We start from the raw sequence: 19,004 nt of genomic DNA on the forward strand, positions 1-19,004 counted from the left end.
GTGCCCTCCGTGCCCGTCGTCGCTGAGGTCGCGGCGGCTCGGAGCCTGACCGCCCACGCCGTCACGGTCGGCTGCTGCCTCGTCGTCTACGCGCTCACCCTCCGCCACGTCTTCGAGCACCTGATCGTGCCGACCTTCGGCTACCTCGGGTACTCCTACGTGCCGGGCCCTCCCGCGGTCTCCGTGCTCGCGGTCGTCGCCGCGGCCGCGGTGGCGGCGAGCCTCCCCCGTCGCGTCGAGCGCCCCTCCCACGCCGTCACCTGGATCGTCTTCGGCGTCGCCGTCGTGCCGACCATGCTGACGCCGCACTACTCCGGCTACCTCGACACGCGGACGGCGCTCACCCTCACGCTCGTCGTCGGGGCGCTGTGGGCCGCCGTGGGGTGGACGGTGCGGCGCCCGCTGCCGAGCACCCCCCTCGTCCCTCCCCTGACGCCGGGCGCCCTGGGCGTCGTCCTCGGGGCGTTCTCCGCCGCGACGTACGGGCTGATGGCCGTGACGACGGGGCTGCGCCTCCGGGTGCCGAGCCTCGACTCCATCTACGACGTGCGCGACGAGTTCCGCGACGCCATGGCGGACGCGGGGCCGCTCGGCTACCTCCTCAGCCCGCAGTCGTACGTCGTCAACCCCTACCTCGTCGTGCGCGGGGTGGCGACGCGCAGTCCGTGGCTCGTGGCGGCGGGGGCGCTCGGGCAGGTGCTGATCTTCTCGGCGACCGGGTTCAAGATGGTCCTGTTCTCCACGCCCCTCATCCTGGTCGGGGCCCTCGTGCTGCTGCGCCTCGACCGGCTCCGGGCCGCCGGGTTCGCGGTCGCCCCGGTCGCCGTGCTCGTCGGCGCGACGGCGGCCGACGCCGCGCAGGGCGGCGACACCTGGACGAGCGTCCTGTCGAGGAGGTTCCTCGTCACGCCGGGCACCCTCTCCGCCGCGTTCGTCGAGCACTACTCGACCGCGCCTCCCGCCCTGCTGGCGCACTCCGTCCTCGGGCCCTGGACGGGCGGGCACGGGCGGCTGCCCCCGTCTCTCGAGGTGGGCGACCAGCTCCTCCCCGGCTCGGGCCTCGCCGCGAACGCCAACCTCGTGGCCGACGGCTTCTCGAACTTCGGCTGGGCCGGGGTGGCCGGGGCCGTCGCCGTCCTCGCCGTCTACCTGAGGTTCCTCGACCGGTGCTCGGCGGGCCTGCCGGTGCCGGTCACGGCGGTGCTGGTCGTGATGCCGAGCATCGTCCTGTCACAGACCGCCCTGTTGACGTCGATGCTCACGCACGGCGTCTTCGCGGCCGCCGTGCTGCTCGCCGTCGCGCCCCGCACGGGCTGGTCGCCCCGTCGGGCCGGGGCGCCACGATGAGCGCGCGCGATCGTCGCCTCGTCGCCCGCCTGCGCGCTCTCGCCCGGCGTCCCGTCGCCGTGCTGCTCCTCGGCACCGGGGTGGGCCAGGGGGCCGTGCTGGCCGCCTCCCCCCTGCTCACCCGGCTTTACTCGCCGGCCGACCTCGGGGTGCTCGCCCTCGTGACGAGCCTGGCGGCGATCGGCGGGGCCGTGGCCACGACCGGCTGGGACCGCGCCGTGGTGGCGGCGCGATCCGACGCGCTCGCCCGCGCGCTGGTCGGCCTCGCGGGGCTGTCGACGCTGCTCGTGACGGTCGTCGTGGCCGTGCTGAGCGGCGCCCTCCGGCACCGGGCGGCCGAGTGGCTCCGCTCGCCCGCCCTCGTCGAGCTCTGGTGGGTGCTGCCCCTCGTCGTGGCGCTGATCGGTGCGCAGCGCACGGTGGGCGCCCTGCTCACCCGTCGACGCGCGTGGCGGTCGGCGGCCGCGCGGTCGGCGGCGCAGGGCCTCGGCCAGGTGGCCACGAGCGTGCTGCTGGCACCGGCCGGAGGCGCGCTGGGGCTCGTGCTCGGGCTCGCGGCCGGGCGGGCGGCGGGCCTGCTCGGCTCCGCGGGCGCGAGGTCCCGCCGACCGTCGACCCCGCACCCGGCGGCGCGCAGCGCGGTGCCCACCCGCCGGGCCGTCGCGACCGCAGCCCGGCGGTACCGCCGCTTCCCCCTCGTGTCGACCTGGTCCGGCCTGCTGAACTCCGCGGGCCTGCAGCTGCCCACCGCGGTGCTGGCGGCCGCGGCCGGGCCCGTGGCGCTCGGCTTCGTGGCGCTGGGCTCGAGGGTCGTCGCGACGCCGGTCGGGCTGCTGGCCGAGGTGCTCGGCCAGCACGTCGACGGGCGCGTCGGGGTGCTGGTCAGGGGACGGAGCGCGGGGCTCACGCGGCTGGTCGTGACGAGCGTGCTCCGGACCGGCACGGCGGGCGTCGCCGGTGCCGGGGTCGTGGCCGCCGCCTCCCCCCTGGTCGTCGTGCCGGTGTTCGGGGCGGCCTGGGCCCCGGCCGTGCCGTACATCCAGCTGCTCGCCGTCTCGTGCGCGGCGCAGCTCGCGGTCGTGCCGGTCGGGCGGGTGCTGACGCTGCTCGAGAGGCAGGGGCGTCAGCTCTGCTGGGACGCCGCGCGGCTCGTGGCGACGCTCGGCAGCGTCAGCGTCGTGGCGACGCTCGGAGCGACCCCCGTGCAGACGGTGGCGGCGCTCGTCACGGCCGGCACGGTCTCTTACGGAGCGCTGCTGCTGCTGGTGGTGACGGCCGCCCGCCGCCACGACCGTGAGGCGGAGGCGGAGGCGGAGGCGGGAGCGGAGGCGGTGGCGGTGGCGGTGGCCCGCAGCCCCGGCACCTAGGCCAGCAGCCCCGCGACGAGCACGAGGACGGGCACCGACAGCACCGTCGTCACGAGCACCGTGTCACGGGCCACGACCACGCCGGTCTGGTAGCGCTGGGCGTACGTGAACACGTTCTGCGCGCTCGGCAGGCCGGCGAGCACCACGGCCACGAAGAGCTCGTCGCGGCTCAGGTCGAACACGAAGTCGCCGAGCAGCCAGGCGGCGACCGGCATCACCCCGAGCTTGAGCACCGTGGCGAGCACGACGTCGGGGCGCCCCTCGCGAGCCTGCAACGGGCGCGTGCCCGAGAGCGACATGCCGAACGAGAGCAGCACCACGGGCACCGCCGCCCCGCCGACGAGCAGGAACGGCTCGAGCACCGGCGCCGGGATCTCGAGGCCCGTGACGGCCACCAGCACGCCGAGGGCGGAGCCGATCAGGAGCGGGTTGGTGAGGGGCCGCACGATCGTCCGGCCGAGGCTGCTGCCCCGGTTCGTGACGGTGTCCATGACCGCGAGGACGACCGGCGTGATCACGAGCAGCTGGTACAGCAGCACGGGGGCCACGAAGGTCGCGCTGCCCAGCACGTAGGTGGCGACCGGCAGGCCGATGTTGTTGGCGTTGACGTAGGCCCCGCCCATCGTGCCGATGGTCGTCTCCGCCGCCGAGCGGTGCAGCACGAGGCGCAGGACGAGCACCGAGATCACGGCCGCCAGCAGGGAGGCGCTAGCCGACACCACGAGGAGGCGCGAGAAGAGGACGTGGACGTCGGCCTGCGAGATGGTCGAGAAGAGCAGGCAGGGCGTCAGCACGAAGAAGACGAGGCGCGAGAGCACCTGGTGGCCGGTGGGGCCGAGCAGGTCGATGCGCCCGACCACCCAGCCGGTCGCGATGACCGCGCCGATGATCGCGAACCCGATCAGCACTCCGCCCATGCGTCCATCCTCGCGCAGGCGGCGGCCCTGCGACGCCGACCGGCGCCCGCGGGGCTCAGCCCGCGAGGCTCAGGGCTCAGCCCGAGGGGCTCAGACCGTCGGGACGGCCGCGATGCGCGACACGAGGTACCGGGCGACCTCGGCGCCCTCCTCGCCCGTGTGCCACGTGATCGCGTCGCCCTCCTTCGCGACGACGGAGAACTCGTCGCCGAGGTCGAGGCCGGACCGCTCGGCGAGGCAGGCCGCGAAGGCCCGGCCCTCGCTCTCGAGCGAGCGGAGGCCGGCCGGGGAGCTGACGATCAGCAGGGCGCCGCGCCGCAGGCCGGGCGCGAGCACCTCGGTCGCACGCCCGAGGTCGCGGGCGGCCTCGGCCACGCCGCCGACGCCGACGACGGCGACGTCGAACCCGTCGACGTCACCCACGGGGAGGCCGGGGTCGGCGGCGACGACGACGACCTCGGCCCCGAGCACGGCGGCCCGGTCGCCCAGGGGGCGGAGCAGGTCGGAGGAGCCGGTGAGGACGAGCTTGGGCGCGTGGGCGAAGTACATGGTGAGGGACCTCTCGGGAGGGCGGCCGCTGGTGGGGCGGATGCGGGTCGGGGGGACCGGCGCGGAGCGGGTGCCGGCGGGGACGGGCCGTGCCGACCTCTCGGCCGGGCCCGTGAACTTCTTCATCACTGACTCTACGTATGATATTCCGATTCCACAAGGTGCGCCGCACCTGCTCGACGATCGGATCCGACGTGCCCCGCGCCTCCTCGACCTCCCCCTCCTCCCCCTCCGCCTCCCGCTCCGCGCGCGGCCGGAACGACGACCGGTCGACGGTCGACCGTCGAGCCGACGGCCGACGACGACGCCGGCTGCCCCTGGCCGTGGGCGCCGGGCTGGCGGTCGCGGCCCTGGCGGGCTGTTCGCTGCCCGGCGGCGGGGCCGAGGCCCCGTTCGACCCCGTGCGCGTGCCGCCCGCGAGCGCGACCTGGAGCTACGGCGGCGAGACCGGGCCCGACCGGTGGGGCTCGCTGTCGAGCGCCTGGAGCACCTGCGCGACCGGCCTGCGCCAGTCGCCGGTCGACCTCGCCGGGGCCGTGCCGGGAGCGGGCCCGGCGACCGACGCGGCCGGCTCACCCGCGGCCGCTCCCACCCTCTCGCTCGCCTGGGGCCCGGTCGAGCTCGACGTCGACGACGACGGCCACGGGGCGCACCTCGAGACGGAGGGGGCCGCCACGGCCGCCCTCGACGGCCGGGCCCACAAACTCGTGCAGTTCCACGCACACGCGCCGTCGGAGCACGTCGTCGACGGCCGCCCGGCGTCCGGCGAGGTCCACTTCGTGCACCGGGCGGCCGACGGGTCGCTCGCCGTGGTCGGGCTGCTCGTGCAGGTCGGCGAGCACTCCCCCGCCTGGGAGCCGGTCGTCGCGGCGGTGGTCGCCGAGGCGCCGCGGCCACGGGCGGCCGCACCGGCCGACGACCTCGCCTCCCGCGCCTCGGCGACCACGGAGACCGGGGCCCGCATCGACCCCCGCGGCGGCGCGCCCCGCCCCGGCGACGACCTCGACGACGATCGGGACGACGACCTCCGCACGGACGACCTCGACGACCCCCGCGTCGACCTGGCGACCCTGCTGCCCGGCACGCTCGACCACGTGCGCTACGACGGCAGCCTCACGACGCCTCCGTGCACGGAGGGGGTGAGCTGGGCGGTGCTCAGCTCGCCCGTCACGATGAGCGCCGAGCAGCTGGCCGTGCTGGCCGGCGGGGGCGACACGGCCCGCCCCGTGCAGGAGCTCGGCGACCGCCTGCTGACCGGCACGGCGCCCGTGCTCTGACACCGCGCCTCCCGCGAGGCGGCAGGATGGACGGGTGACGCGACTCCACGACCCCGCAGCCCACACGTTCGCCTCCGACAACTACGCGGGGGCGCACCCCGAGGTGCTGCAGGCGATCGTCGACGCCTCGGGCGGGCACGTCGGGTCGTACGGCGCCGACCCGTACACCCGGCGGCTCGCTGAGGTCGTCGTCGAGCAGTTCGGTGAGGGCGCGACGATCGACCCCGTCCTCACCGGCACCGGGGCCAACGTCGCGGCGTTGCAGGCGCTCGTGCCGCGCTGGGGCGCCGTGGTCTGCGCCGCCTCCGCGCACGTGTACACCGACGAGGGCGGCGCGCCCGAGCGCCTGGGCGGCCTCAAGCTGCTGACCGTGCCGACGCCCGACGGCAAGCTCACGCCCGAGCTCGTCGACCGGCAGGCCCACGGCTGGGGCGACCAGCAGCGCTCGCAGCCCCTGGCCGTCACGATCACGCAGAGCACCGAGCTCGGCACCGTCTACACGCCCGACGAGCTGCAGGCCCTCACCGACCACGCGCACTCCCTCGGCATGCGCGTGCACCTCGACGGTGCGCGCCTCGCGAACGCCGCCGCCTCGCTCGGCGTGCCGTTGCGGGCGGTCACCCGCGACGTCGGCGTCGACTCCGTCTCGCTCGGCGGCACGAAGAACGGCCTCGTGCTGGGCGAGTCGATCGTCACCTTCGCCGAGGAGGCGCGGGTCGGCCTGGCCTACCTGCGCAAGACGGACGCGCAGCTGCTGTCGAAGATGCGCTTCGTCTCGGCGCAGTTCCTCGCGATGTTCGAGGACGACCTGTGGCTGCGGTCGGCGAGCAGGGCCAACGCCCGCGCCGCCCAGCTCGCGGCCGGCCTCGCCGACGTGCCGGGCGTCACCGTGACGCAGAGCGTCGACGCCAACGCCGTCTTCGCCGTCCTGCCGGCGGACGTCGTCGAGCCGCTGCGCGAGGCGCACCACTTCTACGACTGGGACCGCACGACGGGCGAGGTGCGGCTGATGTGCTCGTTCGACACGACCGAGGAGCACGTCGAGGCGTTCCTCGCCGACGCCCGGCGCCTGACGGCCTAGCGAGCCGGTGCACGCTCGGCACGAAATACTGGGGCGGCGGACGACGTTGTGGTGCGCGTGGCCCGACGACGCGCCTCCTCCCCCCAGTCCCTCCTCGAGAAAGCCGGCGCCATGTCGATCACCGAGTCCGCCCTGCCCACCACCGCCCGCTCCGCCGACACGAGCGTGCCGATCGTCGCCGAGCTCGACGCCCGCTGGAGCCCCCGCTCGTTCGACCCCGAGGCGACCGTCACCGACGCGCAGCTCGACGCCCTGCTCGAGGCCGCCCGCTGGGCGCCGTCGGCGAACAACTTCCAGCCCCGCCGCTTCATCGTCGCCCGCCGCGGCAGCCACCACTTCGACACGATCGTGCACGCGCTCGTCGGCTTCAACGCCGCCTGGGCCGTCAACGCGTCGGCCCTCGTCGTCGGCATCGCCGAGACCTCGACCGTCGAGGGCGACCTGCGCTCGTACGCCGAGTACGACCTCGGCGCGGCCGTCGCGCACCTCGTCGTGCAGGCGCAGGCCGAGGGCCTGCACACCCACCAGATGGCCGGCGTCGAGTGGGACCAGATCGTCGCCGCCTTCGACCTGGCCGAGAACCTCAAGCCGATGACGATCACCGCCGTCGGCGTCGTCGACACGGCCGACAAGCTGGCCGAGGCCCTCGCCGAGCGCGAGACCGCGCCCCGCACGCGCCTGCCGCTCAGCGAGCTGGTCATCGCCCGCAGCTAGCCGCCCGGTCGAGGTCGCCATCGAGTGGTCACGATCTGCTCCCCCGTCGCAGCGGGAGCAGCAGGTCGTGACCGCTCGGCGCCGTGGGCGGGGTCAGCCCACCGTGACCCGCAGGCCGCCCTCCGCCCGGGGCTCGACGTGCAGCGGCCAGCCGTGCGCCGTCGCGACCGACGCCACGATCGCCAGCCCGAGGCCGCTGTGCCGCTCGTCGCCCTCGCCCTCGCCCGCGCCCTGGCCGCCGCCGCCGACCCCGCCGCCGCCGACCCGGGCAGGCCCCGCACCGCGCACGAAGGCGCGCGTGAGCGTCGCCGCCTCCGCCTCGCCCACCACCGGCCCCGTGTTCTCGACGACGAGCACGGCCCCCGGCCCGCCGTGCACGCGCACCCAGCCGCCGGGCTCGTTGTACTCGACCGCGTTGGCCACGAGGTTCCGCACGAGCTGGCCGACGAGAACCTCGTCGCCCCGCACCCGTCCGAACGTGCCGCGGGCCACGATCACCTCCACCGAGGAGGCGCGGGCCCGGTCGAGCAGGCCGGTCACCACCTCGTCGACCACGTCGCCCACCGCGACCTCGCGCCCGGCGTCGGCGAGCCCGCGATCGGCCGTCGCGAGCGCGAGCAGGCTCTCGAGCAGCGCCTCGCTGCGGCGGTTCGCGTCGAGCAGCTGCCGCTTCGTCCGCTCGAGCTCCGCGGGCGACGGGTCGTCGAGCCCGATCTGGATGGCTGCCCGCTGCACGGCGAGGGGCGTGCGCAGCTCGTGCGAGGCGTCGGCGACGAAGCGCCGCTGGGCCTCGAACGACGCCTCGAGGCGGTCGAGCAGGCCGTCGATGGTGTCGGCGACCCGGGCGACCTCGTCGCGCGGGCCGGCGAGCGCCACCCGCTCGTGGAGCGTGCTCGCCGTGATGCGCCGGGTCGTCTCGACGACCGCGTCGAGCGGCCGGAGCAGGCGGCGGCTGACGAACCAGCCGACGACCCCGGCCACCACGGCGGCGAGCAGCACGCCGAGCGCCGCCGCCGACCACTGCTGCGCGACCACGACGTCGCCGACGGCCGTGGCCACCGGCACGCCGTCCGCCCCCTCGACCACCCGGGTCGAGGCGCACCGGCCGTCGTCGCAGGCGGCTCCGTCGGGCGCGAGGGGCGTCGCGGGCGACGCCGCGGACTCCGCCACCGCGACGAGGCCGACCGTGATGCCGGCCGTGGTCGTCGCCGACACCAGCACCACGACGAGGGCGGCGAGCAGCGCCGACACCACGCCGAACGTGACGGCGGTGCGCAGGCCGATGCCCCAGTGACGGGGAGCGAGGGCGGCGAGCCGACCCGCGACTCCTGACCGGCCCCTCACAGGACGTAGCCCCGGCCGGGCAACGTGCGGACGGGGTCGGGGTCGCCGAGCTTCTTCCGCAGCTTGCTCATCGTGACGCGGACGGCGTTGGTGAAGGGGTCGACGTGGGCGTCCCATGCCTTCTCGAGCAGCTCTTCTGCGCTGACGACGCGGCCGTCGGCGCGGAGCAGCACCTCGAGCACCATGAGCTCCTTCGTCGAGAGGCCGAGGTCGAGGCCGCCCCGGGTGGCGTGGTGCCGCGACGTGTCGAGCACGATGTCGCCCGACCGGAGCACGGGCGGCGCAGCCGGGGCGGATCGGCGGCCGAGCGCGCGGACCCGGGCGACGAGCTCGGGGTACTCGAAGGGCTTCGCGAGGTAGTCGTCAGCGCCGAGCTCGAGCCCGCGCACGCGGTCGTCGAGGCCGCCGGACGCGGTGAGCATGAGGATGCGCGTGGGGCTGCCGCGCTCGGCGACGCCCCGCGCGACGGCGTCGCCGTGCATGCCGGGCAGGTCGCGGTCGAGCACGACGACGTCGTAGTCGTTGACGGCGAGCAGCTCGTCGGCGTCGTCGCCCCGGTAGGCCACGTCGACCGCCATCATCTGGCGGGCGAGGCCCGCAGCCACGAGGTCGGCCAGGGCCACCTCGTCGTCGACGACCAGCACGCGCACGGCATCGCCCCCTCTCTCGGTCGAACCGCCCTGCCCGCGGGTCGGGCAGATCATGACGACATGTCACATGCATCGTACACACCGTGGTGTTTCGTGGACGTAACTCCGCGCGGCACGCTCCGGAGACGGCCCGGCAGGTGGAGTGGTCACCGTTCGTTCACCCCCGACGAGAGGACCTCGCCATGACCACCTCCCCCACCACCTCGACCACGACGACGGCCGCCCGCCGGGCGACGGCGACCGCGACGGCGACCCCGACGAGCCGGCGCGACGGGGGCGTCCGCCAGCGCCGCGCCTCCTCGGCGGCCCTCCTCGGAGCGGCCCTGCTGCTGGTCGCTCCCGTGCTCGCGGCGTGCAGCACGGCGGCCGACGACCCGACGGCCGGCGCCTCGTCCGGGGCGACGGGCAGCACGAGCAGCGCCAGCGCCAGCGCCCAGCTCGGGTCGTGCCTCCGCGACGCGGGCTTCGACGTCGACGACCCCGACCTCAGCCGCGGCATGGTGATCGCCCCGCCGGCGGGGGTCGACATCGACGCCTACGTGACCGCCTTCACCGACTGCCGCGCCGAGCTGCCCGCCGACCAGGGCGGCCAGCCCGCCCCCTCGGCCGACGACCTCGCCGAGCTGCAGGAGGCCAACCTCGAGGTGGCCCGCTGCGTGCGGGAGAAGGGCTTCACCAACTTCGCCGACCCGGTCGACGGGGTCTTCCCGTCGGGCACGTCGATGAGCACCGACCCCTCGGCGCGCGGGGCCCAGGACGAGGCCTTCCTCGCCTGCTCGGAGGAGCACGGCCCGAACAGCGCCGGGGCCGGCCGATGACGAGGGGGAGTCGCGGGGCCGGGCACCCGGGGCGCGCCGGCCGACGCCGGGTCGGCGGCCCGGGCGAAGGCACGCGACGCCGTCCCCTCGCCGCGACGGCCCTCGTGGCCGGGGCGGTCGCCGGGGCCCTCCTGCTCAGCGGGTGCGGCCTCACCGGCTCGGCCGACGGAGCCGGCGACACGGCGGGCAGCAGCGCCTCCCCGGCCGCCGGGCTGCCCACCGCGCCCGTCGTGCGCGGCGACCTCGTCGACTCCCGCACGATCGCCGGAACGCTGGGGCACGGCTCGCCGACGCCCCTCGTGGCGCCGGGCGAGGGGACGATCACGCAGCTGCCCTCCTACGGCGAGGTGATCGGGCTCGACGGCGTGCTCTGGGCGGTCGACGAGTCGCCCGTGCGGTCGATGCACGGCACCGTGCCGCTCTGGCGCACGCTCGAGCAGGGCACGGAGGGCGCCGACGTGGCCCAGCTCAACGACGCCCTGCTCGCGCTCGGCTACGACGTGGCCGACGACGACGTGTTCGGGCGGCGCACGGCCCGGGCCGTCCGCGCCTGGCAGGAGGACCGCGACCGCGAGGTCACCGGTGCCCTCGGCCCGGCGGACATCGCGTTCGTGCCGGGCGACGTCCGGGTCGCCGAGGTCGTCGGCCGCGTCGGCGACCCGGCCGGCGAGGTCGTCTGGAGCTGGACCTCGACGACCCTCGTCGTCACGGCCGAGGTCTCGCCGGTCGACGAGGGCCGATTCGCCGTCGGCGCACCCGTCGAGGTGGGGCTGCCGGGCGGCGCACGCGTGCCCGGCACCGTGCGCTCGGTGGAGGGGCCGGGCGGAGGCGCGGGCTCCGGCGGCGGGGCCGGCGGCGGCTCCGGGGCCGGCGGCTCGGGTGCCGGCTCCGGGTCGGGCGCGGGCTCGGGCTCCGGCTCCGGCGCCGACCGCGTGACCGTCGTCGTCGGGCTCGACGCCGAGCTGCCCGAGGGGGCCGCGACCGCGGGTTCGGTCGACCTCGTGGTCGAGGGCGAGCGGCGGGTCGACGTGCTCTCGGTGCCCGTGACCGCGCTGCTGGCGGCGGGCGACGGCGGCTACGTCGTCGAGGTGCGGTCGGCCGACGGCTCGGTCGATCGCGTGGCCGTGACCGTGGGCGCCTTCGCCCAGGGGCGCGTCGAGGTCTCGGGCGAGGGGCTCGCCGAGGGCGACGAGGTCGTGGTGCCCTCGTGAGCGGGGCGACCGTGAGCGCGTCGACCGAGAGCGGGGCGCCCGTGCTCGAGCTGCGCGCCGTGACGCGCACCTACGGCGACACGACCGCGCTCGGCGGGGTCGACCTCGTCGTGCGGCGCGGCGAGCTCGTCGCCGTGGTCGGCCCGAGCGGCTCGGGCAAGTCGACGATGCTCAACGTGATGGGCACGCTCGACCGGCCGAGCTCCGGCTCGGTGCGGATCGCCGGCCACGAGGTGTCCGAGATGACCGACGACGCCGTGTCGCGCCTCCGGGCCGAGCACGTGGGCTTCGTCTTCCAGCACTTCCACCTCGCGGCCGGGGCCACGGCGACGAAGAACGTCGCGGACGGCCTGCTCTACGGGGGCGTGCCGCGACGGCAGCGTCGCGAGCGCGCCCGGGAGGCCCTGGCCCGCGTCGGGCTCGGGCACCGCCTCGACCACCGGCCGCACGAGCTCTCGGGCGGCGAGAAGCAGCGCGTGGCGATCGCCCGCGCGGTCGTCGGCGACCCGACGCTGCTGCTGGCCGACGAGCCGACCGGCGCGCTCGACTCCGTCTCCGGCGCCGCGGTCGTCACGCTGCTCCGCGAGCTCAACGCGGCGGGGACGACCGTGGTCGTCATCACCCACGACCGCGAGCTGGCGGCGGCGCTGCCGCGCCGGGTCGCGATGCGCGACGGCCTCGTCGACGCCGAGGTCGCCTCGTGAGGGGGGCGGCGGCCCCGGGAGCGGGGCCGGAGCGCGACTCCCGCACGGCCCCCGGTCCGCGACCGGGCCGCAGCGCGCGCCCGGCCCGGGCCCCTCGCCCGGCCCGCGCCCGGCCCGGGCACGTCTCGGCCCGCGACCTGCTGGGCCTCGGCGTCTTCGGGCTGCGCACCCGGCCGACCCGGGTCGTGCTGTCGGCCCTCGGCATCGCGATCGGCATCGCCGCGATGATCGCCGTCGTCGGCATCTCGTCGTCGAGCCAGGCGGCCCTCGACCGGGTGCTCGACGGCCTCGGCACGAACCTGCTCGTGGCCGCACCGGGCACGGACGCCCGCGGCGAGGAGGCGCCGCTGCCGGAGACGGCCCTCTCGGCGCTCGACCGACGGGGCGACGTCGAGGGCGTCGCCGGCGTCGGGCGCGTCGACGACCAGAAGGTGTACCGGACCGACCGGGTGCCGGCCGCCGCCTCCGGCGGGATCTCGCTCGACGTCGCCCTCGGCGACCTCCGCGGGGTGCTGCACGCCGACCTCGCGTCGGGCCGGTGGTTCGGCGACGCGGCGAGCGAGCTGCCGCAGGTCGTGCTCGGCGCCACCGCCGCCGCGACCCTCGGGGTGACCGACGTCGCGCCCGAGACCCGGGTCTGGATCGGCGGCCGCTGGGTCGCCGTCGTCGGAGTGCTCGACCCGCTGCCGCTCGCGCCCCAGCTCGACGCGTCGGCCTTCGTGCCGAGCGGCTCGGCCGCGGCGGAGTTCGGCTTCGACGGGCACCCGACGCAGGTGTTCGCCCGGGCCGACCCGGCCCGCGTCGGTGCCGTCCGCGACCTGCTCGCCGCGTCGATCTCGCCCGAGGACCCGGCGTCCGTCGACGTGGCCCGCCCCTCGGACGCCCTCGCGGCGCAGCAGGCGACGGAGGAGTCGTTCACCGGCCTGCTGCTCGGCATCGGCGGCGTCGCGCTGCTCGTCGGCGGCATCGGGGTCGCGAACACGATGGTCATCACCGTGCTCGAGCGGCGCGCCGAGATCGGCGTGCGCCGCGCCCTGGGGGCTCGGCGGCGGCACGTGCGCGACCAGTTCCTGGTCGAGTCGCTGCTGCTGTCGGGCCTGGGAGGCGCGGTCGGGGTCGCCCTCGGGGTCGCCGTCACGGCCGGGTTCGGCCTCGTGCAGGGCTGGCCGGTCGTCGTGCCGGCCTGGGCCGTGGTCGGCGGGCTCCTCGCGACCGTCGTCATCGGGGGCGTCAGCGGCTGGTGGCCCGCGTCGCGCGCGGCGCGCATCCCGCCGACGTCGGCGCTCGCCGCCGCGTGACCGGGGGCCCGTCAGGGGAATGTCACATATGACGTGTACCCTCGCGGGGCGGGTCGCCCCGGCGGCGACCCGCCCCGCCCAGAACGACCACAGACCGGAGGCCCCCATGCCCGTCAAGACCCTTCCCGCCGCCCTCGCCACCACCGCCGCCGTCCTGCTGGCCGTCACGGCGTGCACCACGACGACCGTGTCGACCGACGACCCCAGCGGTGCGGCCACGACCCCCGAGTCGTCGCCCACCGCCGAGGGCCAGCCCGACAACGAGTGCGTCGACGGCATCGCCTACATGCAGTTCACCGACGAGACCACCGAGCTGAGCCTGCCCGACGGCTGCGGCACGGTGTTCGTGCTCGGCGACGGCGGCACCGCCGACCTCGGCCCCGTCGGCGACCTCGGGGTGATGGGCAACGGCTCGACGATCCGCGTCGAGAGCGTCGGGCGCCTCGACCTGACCGGGAACGACAACACGATCGAGCACGGCGGCGACGCGCCGGAGATCCTCGGCGAAGAGGCGGAGAACGGCACGGGCAACTCGGTCGTCGCCCGGTAGCGGCACCTCGCGCGTTCTGCTCACAGGCGTTGTCAGAACGGTCCGTATCAATGTTACATTTCGTGTCGTCGCTCCCGATCGGGGGCGCGAGACGAGAGGCACCACGGCATGATCACGACCTTCCGACGCGCCGCCACGGCGACGCTCGCGGCCCTCACGCTGGCGGCCGGCGCGCTCGCCGTCCCGGCCGCCGCCCCGGCGTCCGCGGCCGAGCCCGCGGCGGCCGACCCGACCCTGTCCATCACGATCGCGGAGCTGACGCGCATCGACCTCGGGCGGCCGCGCGTCCCCGTGCAGCAGCCGACGCCGGTCGAGGTCGGCGTCCGCTTCGGGCACGCGGGCGGCGGCGACGCGGCCGGCGCCCTGACCTTCACCGCGCCGGCGGGCACGACCTTCGCGCCCGGCCAGGCCAGGCTGCCCGCCCAGCAGCGCCTCGAGGGCCGGGCGGGCTGGGAGCCCGTGCCCACCGGGTGGGATCTCGTCGAGGGGGCGCGCTCGGCCGACGGCCGGAGCTACGCGTACCGCTTCCCGGGCGACGCGGGTGCGATCCCCGTCGGGCTCGCGCTCAAGTGGGCGCCGGTGCTCGTGGCCGAGGGCTCGGCGCTCGGCGACCGCGAGATCGGCTTCTCGTTCCGCAGCACGGGCGTGAGCTACGCGTACGCGCTCGACGCCGCCGCCCCGATCACCGTCGTCGACGACGGGCCCGACTTCGGCACCGTCACCCCCGTCACCGTGGCGAGCACCGACCTCGTCCGGGGCCGGAGCACCGACGTGTCGTTCGTCGTCGCCAACTCCGAGCCGCGCACCGGCTACGAGGTGAGCGTGCGCCTCACGGCCCCCGCGGGCACCACCTTCCCCGTCGACACGACGGTCGAGACGACCTGGCGGCCGGGCAGCTCGGGCGACTGGCGGCCGGCCCCGCAGATGAGCCTGCAGGCCGTGGCGATCAGCGACGCGGGCCGCACGCTCGTCGGCACCCGCGCCTCCGGCCCGCACGGGGGCGGCGAGCAGTACCGCTACACCGTGCCGGTGGCGACGCCGGCCGACGCGGCCGACGGCGCCGACCTCGCGCTCGGCTACCGCTACCGGGGCACCTCGGGCCAGGGGGCGTTCCAGGCGACGGGCACGGCGCCGGTGCGCATCGTCGACGACGCCTCCTCGGCGCCGATCACGCTCACCACGCCCGACGCCGCCGGCATCGCGGCCGGCTACGAGCTCGGCCGCCCCTTCACCTTCCGCGGCACCGGGCGACCCGGCGCCCCGGTGACCATCGAGAACAGCAAGGGCCTGCGCCTGGGCACCGCCGAGGTCGGGCCGGGCGGCTCCTGGGAGTGGACGCGGACCCTGATGGGCAGCTACGTCTGGAGCATGGTCTTCTACCAGGACCTCGGCGAGCCCCGGCAGTCGGAGTGGCGGCTGACGGGCTTCGGTCCGGCGGCGCCGGCCCCCGCGCCCGTCGTGCCCGTCGTCGTGACGCAGCCCGCCGACCCCCGGGTCGGCTACGTCGTCGGAGCGCCCTACACGTTCACGGGCACGAGCCGTCCACGGGCGACGGTCGAGGTGCGGAACTTCCGGGGGCTGCGACTCGGCAGCGTGCAGGCGACGGCGGGCGGCACCTGGAGCTGGACCCGCACGAACATGGGCACGACCGTCTGGGCGCTCCGGTTCGTCGCCGACGCGGGGCTGCCCGCCGAGCAGTCGGCCGAGGTGCGCGACTTCGGGCCGCAGACGGGCACCGTCACCGTGACGAACCCCACGCAGGCCGAGCTCCTGCAGGGGTACGTGCCGGCGCAGCCGTACACGTTCCGCGGCACGGCGACGCCGCTGTCGACGATCACGGTGCGCAACCGGAACGGCCTCCGACTCGGCGAGGCGGAGGTCACCTCGGCCGGCACCTGGTCGTGGACGAGGACGAACATGGGCTACACCGTCTGGTACCTGACGTTCATCCGCGACGAGGGTCGCCCCGGGTCGGAGTCGGCGACCGTGGACGCGTTCGCTCCGCGCGCCTGACCGGGCGAGCGGCAGGGCGGCCGCGGGACCAGCTGACAGGTGACCACGGAGTCGCCGCCGAGCGGAGGGCAGACTGGTGGCATGCGCACCTGGGTCAAGATCTGCGGTCTCTCCACCCCCGAGACGGTCGACGCCGCCGTCGAGGCGGGGGCCGACGCGGTCGGCTTCGTGCTGGCCGAGGGCAGCCCCCGCACCGTCGACGCCGCGACCGTCCGCGAGCTGGCGGCCCGAGTGCCGGAGCACGTCGAGGCGGTCGGCGTGTTCCGGGGCCAGGGCGTCGAGCGGGTGATCGAGCTGGCCCGCGCCTCCGGCCTGACCACGGTGCAGCTGCACGGTGACGAGTCGCCCGCCGACGTCGCGGCCGCGCACGCTGCGGGGCTCCGGGTGGTGCGCGCGGTCGACGTCGCGACCTACGCGGCCGAGCCCGAGGAGGCGCGGGTCGCCTTCCGAGAAGACCTGCTGCTGATCGACGCGGTCACCCCCGGTGCCGGCGCCGTCTTCGACGGCCAGCCGCTGCTCGACGCCCCGCCCCACCGCGAGTGGCTGCTCGCCGGAGGGCTCGATCCCGAGAACGTCGCTGCCCGCGTCGCGGAGCTGCGACCCGCCGGGGTCGACGTCAGCTCGGGGGTGGAGTCGTCGCGCGGGGTGAAGAGCGTCGCGCTGATCCGCGAGTTCGTGGCGGCGGCACGCTCCGGCGACACCGCGTAGCGGGCCCCCCGTGCACGCCGCGAACCGCCCCGCGCGCGGCTCGACGGGCTAGTTCGACGAGGCCGGGCGGCCACGCACGCCCGAGGTGGTCGGACTCGCCCGCCCACCGGCGGCAGCCGCCCGCTAGGGCAGGTCGTCCAGCGACTCGGCGGTCGGCTCGCCGGCCTCCGAGCGCGACACGCTCAGCGACTCAGCGCCCGGCTCGACGTCGACGAGCACCGTGTCGCCGTCGACGATCCGTCCGCCGATCAGGGCCATCGCGAGCTGGTCGTCGATCTGCCGCTGCATCAGGCGGCGCAGCGGCCGGGCGCCGTAGATCGGGTCGAAGCCGCGCTCGGCGAGCCAGGCCCGCGCGTCGGGCGTGACGGCGAGCTGCAGCCGACGGTCGGTCAGGCGTCGGCCGAGGCGGTCGACGTACAGCGACACGATCTGGCCGAGGTCGTCGGCCGTCAGCGTCGAGAACACGACGATGTCGTCGAGCCGGTTGACGAACTCGGGCTTGAACGCCTGGCGCACGAGGCCCTGCACGAGCTCCTCCTTCTCGGGGTCGCTGAGGCGGGGGTCGGTGATCACCTGCGAGCCGAGGTTCGACGTGAGCACGAGGATCGTGTTGCGGAAGTCCACGGTGCGGCCCTGGCCGTCGGTGAGGCGCCCGTCGTCGAGCACCTGCAGCAGCACGTCGAACACCTCGGGGTGGGCCTTCTCGACCTCGTCCATGAGCACGACGCTGTACGGCCGACGTCGCACCGCCTCCGTCAGCTGGCCGCCCGCCTCGTACCCGACGTAGCCGGGAGGGGCGCCGACGAGCCGCGAGACGCTGTGCTTCTCGCCGTACTCGCTCATGTCGATGCGCACGAGGGCCTTCTCGTCGTCGAAGAGGAAGTCGGCGAGCGCCTTCGCGAGCTCGGTCTTGCCGACGCCGGTCGGGCCGAGGAAGAGGAAGGAGCCGGTCGGCCGGTCGGGGTCGCTGATGCCGGCACGCGTGCGGCGCACCGCCTCGGAGACGGCCTGGACAGCCGCGCGCTGGCCGATGATGCGGCGACCGAGCTCGCTCTCGAGGTGCAGCAGCTTCTCGGTCTCGCCGCTGAGGAGGCGCCCCACCGGGATGCCGGTCCACGCCGCGACGACCTCGGCGATGTCGGCGTCGGTGACGCTGTCGTTGACGAGCCGCTCGCCCGACTCCTCGAACGACTCGGCCTCGGCGAGGCGCTTCTCGATGTCGGGGATGGTCTCGTAGTTGATCTTGGACGCGTCGGCGTAGCGCCCCTCGCGCATGGCGCGGTCGAGGTCGATGCGGGCCTCGTTGAGGTCGCTGCGGAGCGTGCCGACGCCCTGCAGCGCGGCCTTCTCGGCCTGCCAGCGGGCGTTCAGCGCATCGTACCGGGCCTTCTGCTCGGTGATCTGCTCGCGCAGCGCGGCGAGGCGGGCGCGCGAGGCGTCGTCCTTCTCCTTCGCGAGCGCGAGCTCCTCGACCTGGAGGCGCACGAGGCCGCGGTAGAGCTGGTCGAGCTCGACGGGCGACGAGTCGATCTCCATCTTGAGGCGCGAGCCGGCCTCGTCGACCAGGTCGATCGCCTTGTCGGGCAGCTGACGGGAGGGGATGTAGCGAGCCGAGAGGGAGGCGGCGGCCACGAGGGCACCGTCGGTGATGGTGACGCCGTGGTGCGCCTCGTAGCGCTCCTTGAGGCCGCGGAGGATGGCGACGGTGTCTTCGACGCTGGGCTCGCCGACGTAGACCTGCTGGAAGCGGCGCTCGAGCGCGGCGTCCTTCTCGATGTACTGGCGGTACTCGTCGAGGGTCGTCGCCCCGATCATGCGCAGCTCGCCACGGGCGAGCATCGGCTTGAGCATGTTGGCCGCCGCGACGCTGCCGTCGCCGCCGCCCGCGCCCATCAGGGTGTGCAGCTCGTCGATGAAGGTGATCACCTGGCCGTCGCTCTCGGCGATCTCCTTCAGCACGGCCTTGAGCCGCTCCTCGAACTCGCCGCGGTACTTCGCGCCGGCGACGAGGGCGGCGAGGTCGAGGCTGACCAGCCGCTTGTCCTTCAGGCTGTCGGAGACGTCGCCCGCCACGATGCGCTGGGCGAGCCCCTCGACGACGGCGGTCTTGCCGACGCCGGGCTCGCCGATCAAGACGGGGTTGTTCTTGGTACGCCGCGTCAGCACCTGGCTGACGCGGCGGATCTCGCTGTCGCGACCGATGACCGGGTCCAGCTTGCCGCTCCGGGCGATCGCGGTCAGGTCGACGCCGTACTGGTCGAGCGCCGACTTCTGCTTCTCGTCGGAAGCCGGAGCGCCCTGCATGTTCGCCATGGGTGGTGCCTCTCTCAGAACGTCTCGGTCGGGCGCGCTGCCCGAACTTGAGTTGAACCGACTCAAGTCTACGCACGCACGGTCAGTGCGCAAGCTCCCCCACAACCCCGGGGGCGCAGACCAGCCCAGCACATGTCACATCT

17 protein-coding genes are annotated in these 19,004 nt (G+C 75.6%); 12 read left to right on the forward strand and 5 right to left on the reverse strand.

Going from position 1 to position 19,004, the window contains the following annotated elements; all coding sequences use genetic code 11:
* On the forward strand, positions 1-1,347 hold the full coding sequence (locus IFT72_RS14010) for a hypothetical protein (protein WP_185231032.1): 1,347 nt from the start codon (positions 1-3) through the stop codon (positions 1,345-1,347).
* On the forward strand, positions 1,344-2,714 hold the full coding sequence (locus IFT72_RS14015) for a lipopolysaccharide biosynthesis protein (RefSeq protein ID WP_192046804.1): 1,371 nt from the start codon (positions 1,344-1,346) through the stop codon (positions 2,712-2,714). The genes IFT72_RS14010 and IFT72_RS14015 overlap by 4 nt, the downstream gene beginning before the upstream one ends.
* Here the strand turns inward: IFT72_RS14015 and IFT72_RS14020 are convergent.
* Positions 2,711-3,631 carry an AEC family transporter gene (locus tag IFT72_RS14020; RefSeq protein ID WP_192046805.1) on the reverse strand — a complete coding sequence of 307 codons (921 nt, stop codon included), beginning with the start codon at positions 3,629-3,631 and terminating at the stop codon, positions 2,711-2,713. The genes IFT72_RS14015 and IFT72_RS14020 overlap by 4 nt on opposite strands.
* Positions 3,632-3,721: 90 nt before the next feature.
* On the reverse strand, positions 3,722-4,306 hold the full coding sequence (locus IFT72_RS14025) for a hypothetical protein (protein WP_192046806.1): 585 nt from the start codon (positions 4,304-4,306) through the stop codon (positions 3,722-3,724).
* 14 nt (positions 4,307-4,320) lie between these two features.
* Between IFT72_RS14025 and IFT72_RS14030 the strand changes: the two genes are divergently transcribed.
* The 3 genes from IFT72_RS14030 (at position 4,321) to IFT72_RS14040 (ending at position 7,252) form a co-directional block, all read left to right on the forward strand.
* Positions 4,321-5,457 (forward strand): carbonic anhydrase, encoded by a 1,137-nt coding sequence (locus IFT72_RS14030; protein WP_192046807.1) that lies wholly within the window; start codon positions 4,321-4,323, stop codon positions 5,455-5,457.
* A 34-nt stretch (positions 5,458-5,491) separates the two neighbouring features.
* Complete coding sequence (locus IFT72_RS14035; protein WP_192046808.1) at positions 5,492-6,538, forward strand: beta-eliminating lyase-related protein; 1,047 nt, start codon at positions 5,492-5,494, stop codon at positions 6,536-6,538.
* Positions 6,539-6,649: 111 nt separating this feature from the next.
* Positions 6,650-7,252 carry a nitroreductase family protein gene (locus tag IFT72_RS14040; protein ID WP_192046809.1) on the forward strand — a complete coding sequence of 201 codons (603 nt, stop codon included), beginning with the start codon at positions 6,650-6,652 and terminating at the stop codon, positions 7,250-7,252.
* Between the two features lie 93 nt (positions 7,253-7,345).
* Here IFT72_RS14040 and IFT72_RS14045 read toward each other — a convergent pair whose 3' ends face one another.
* A complete protein-coding gene (locus IFT72_RS14045; protein ID WP_192046810.1) occupies positions 7,346-8,596 on the reverse strand; it encodes a HAMP domain-containing sensor histidine kinase in 1,251 nt (416 codons plus the stop codon).
* Positions 8,593-9,246 carry a response regulator transcription factor gene (locus IFT72_RS14050; RefSeq protein WP_056056153.1) on the reverse strand — a complete coding sequence of 218 codons (654 nt, stop codon included), beginning with the start codon at positions 9,244-9,246 and terminating at the stop codon, positions 8,593-8,595. Before IFT72_RS14050 ends, IFT72_RS14045 begins: the two co-directional genes overlap by 4 nt.
* A gap of 182 nt (positions 9,247-9,428) precedes the next feature.
* Here IFT72_RS14050 and IFT72_RS14055 point away from each other — a divergent pair, with 182 nt between their 5' ends.
* From IFT72_RS14055 to IFT72_RS14085, 7 genes are all read left to right on the forward strand, one after another.
* Positions 9,429-10,064 (forward strand): hypothetical protein, encoded by a 636-nt coding sequence (locus IFT72_RS14055; RefSeq protein ID WP_192046811.1) that lies wholly within the window; start codon positions 9,429-9,431, stop codon positions 10,062-10,064.
* Positions 10,065-10,168: 104 nt separating this feature from the next.
* Positions 10,169-11,275 (forward strand): peptidoglycan-binding protein, encoded by a 1,107-nt coding sequence (locus IFT72_RS14060; RefSeq protein ID WP_192046812.1) that lies wholly within the window; start codon positions 10,169-10,171, stop codon positions 11,273-11,275.
* Between the two features lie 11 nt (positions 11,276-11,286).
* Positions 11,287-11,979: an ABC transporter ATP-binding protein gene (locus IFT72_RS14065; protein WP_371741302.1), complete on the forward strand. Its 693-nt coding sequence runs from the start codon at positions 11,287-11,289 to the stop codon at positions 11,977-11,979.
* Positions 11,976-13,277, forward strand: coding sequence for an FtsX-like permease family protein (locus tag IFT72_RS14070; protein ID WP_192046813.1), 1,302 nt, complete (start codon positions 11,976-11,978; stop codon positions 13,275-13,277). Before IFT72_RS14065 ends, IFT72_RS14070 begins: the two co-directional genes overlap by 4 nt.
* A gap of 106 nt (positions 13,278-13,383) precedes the next feature.
* Positions 13,384-13,827: a DUF3060 domain-containing protein gene (locus IFT72_RS14075; protein ID WP_192046814.1), complete on the forward strand. Its 444-nt coding sequence runs from the start codon at positions 13,384-13,386 to the stop codon at positions 13,825-13,827.
* Between the two features lie 108 nt (positions 13,828-13,935).
* Complete coding sequence (locus IFT72_RS14080) at positions 13,936-15,840, forward strand: hypothetical protein (protein WP_192046815.1); 1,905 nt, start codon at positions 13,936-13,938, stop codon at positions 15,838-15,840.
* Between the two features lie 81 nt (positions 15,841-15,921).
* Positions 15,922-16,548, forward strand: coding sequence for a phosphoribosylanthranilate isomerase (locus IFT72_RS14085; RefSeq protein ID WP_192046816.1), 627 nt, complete (start codon positions 15,922-15,924; stop codon positions 16,546-16,548).
* Between the two features lie 123 nt (positions 16,549-16,671).
* Here the strand turns inward: IFT72_RS14085 and IFT72_RS14090 are convergent, their stop codons facing one another.
* A complete protein-coding gene (locus IFT72_RS14090; RefSeq protein WP_192046817.1) occupies positions 16,672-18,861 on the reverse strand; it encodes an ATP-dependent Clp protease ATP-binding subunit in 2,190 nt (729 codons plus the stop codon).
* Positions 18,862-19,004 lie beyond the last annotated feature (143 nt).

The organism is Frigoribacterium sp. CFBP 8754, assembly GCF_014841815.1.
In the GTDB taxonomy this organism is placed as follows: domain Bacteria; phylum Actinomycetota; class Actinomycetes; order Actinomycetales; family Microbacteriaceae; genus Frigoribacterium; species Frigoribacterium endophyticum.

Excerpts from the sequence above, each read along its gene's own strand:
- IFT72_RS14015 (WP_192046804.1), top strand. The coding sequence starts at position 1,344 with ATGAGCGCGCGCGATCGTCGCCTCGTCGCCCGCCTGCGCGCTCTCGCC.
- IFT72_RS14020 (WP_192046805.1), bottom strand. The coding sequence starts at position 3,631 with ATGGGCGGAGTGCTGATCGGGTTCGCGATCATCGGCGCGGTCATCGCG.
- IFT72_RS14025 (WP_192046806.1), bottom strand. The coding sequence starts at position 4,306 with ATGAAGAAGTTCACGGGCCCGGCCGAGAGGTCGGCACGGCCCGTCCCC.
- IFT72_RS14030 (WP_192046807.1), top strand. The coding sequence starts at position 4,321 with ATGATATTCCGATTCCACAAGGTGCGCCGCACCTGCTCGACGATCGGA.
- IFT72_RS14040 (WP_192046809.1), top strand. The coding sequence starts at position 6,650 with ATGTCGATCACCGAGTCCGCCCTGCCCACCACCGCCCGCTCCGCCGAC.
- IFT72_RS14055 (WP_192046811.1), top strand. The coding sequence starts at position 9,429 with ATGACCACCTCCCCCACCACCTCGACCACGACGACGGCCGCCCGCCGG.
- IFT72_RS14075 (WP_192046814.1), top strand. The coding sequence starts at position 13,384 with ATGCCCGTCAAGACCCTTCCCGCCGCCCTCGCCACCACCGCCGCCGTC.
- IFT72_RS14080 (WP_192046815.1), top strand. The coding sequence starts at position 13,936 with ATGATCACGACCTTCCGACGCGCCGCCACGGCGACGCTCGCGGCCCTC.
- IFT72_RS14085 (WP_192046816.1), top strand. The coding sequence starts at position 15,922 with ATGCGCACCTGGGTCAAGATCTGCGGTCTCTCCACCCCCGAGACGGTC.
- IFT72_RS14090 (WP_192046817.1), bottom strand. The coding sequence starts at position 18,861 with ATGGCGAACATGCAGGGCGCTCCGGCTTCCGACGAGAAGCAGAAGTCG.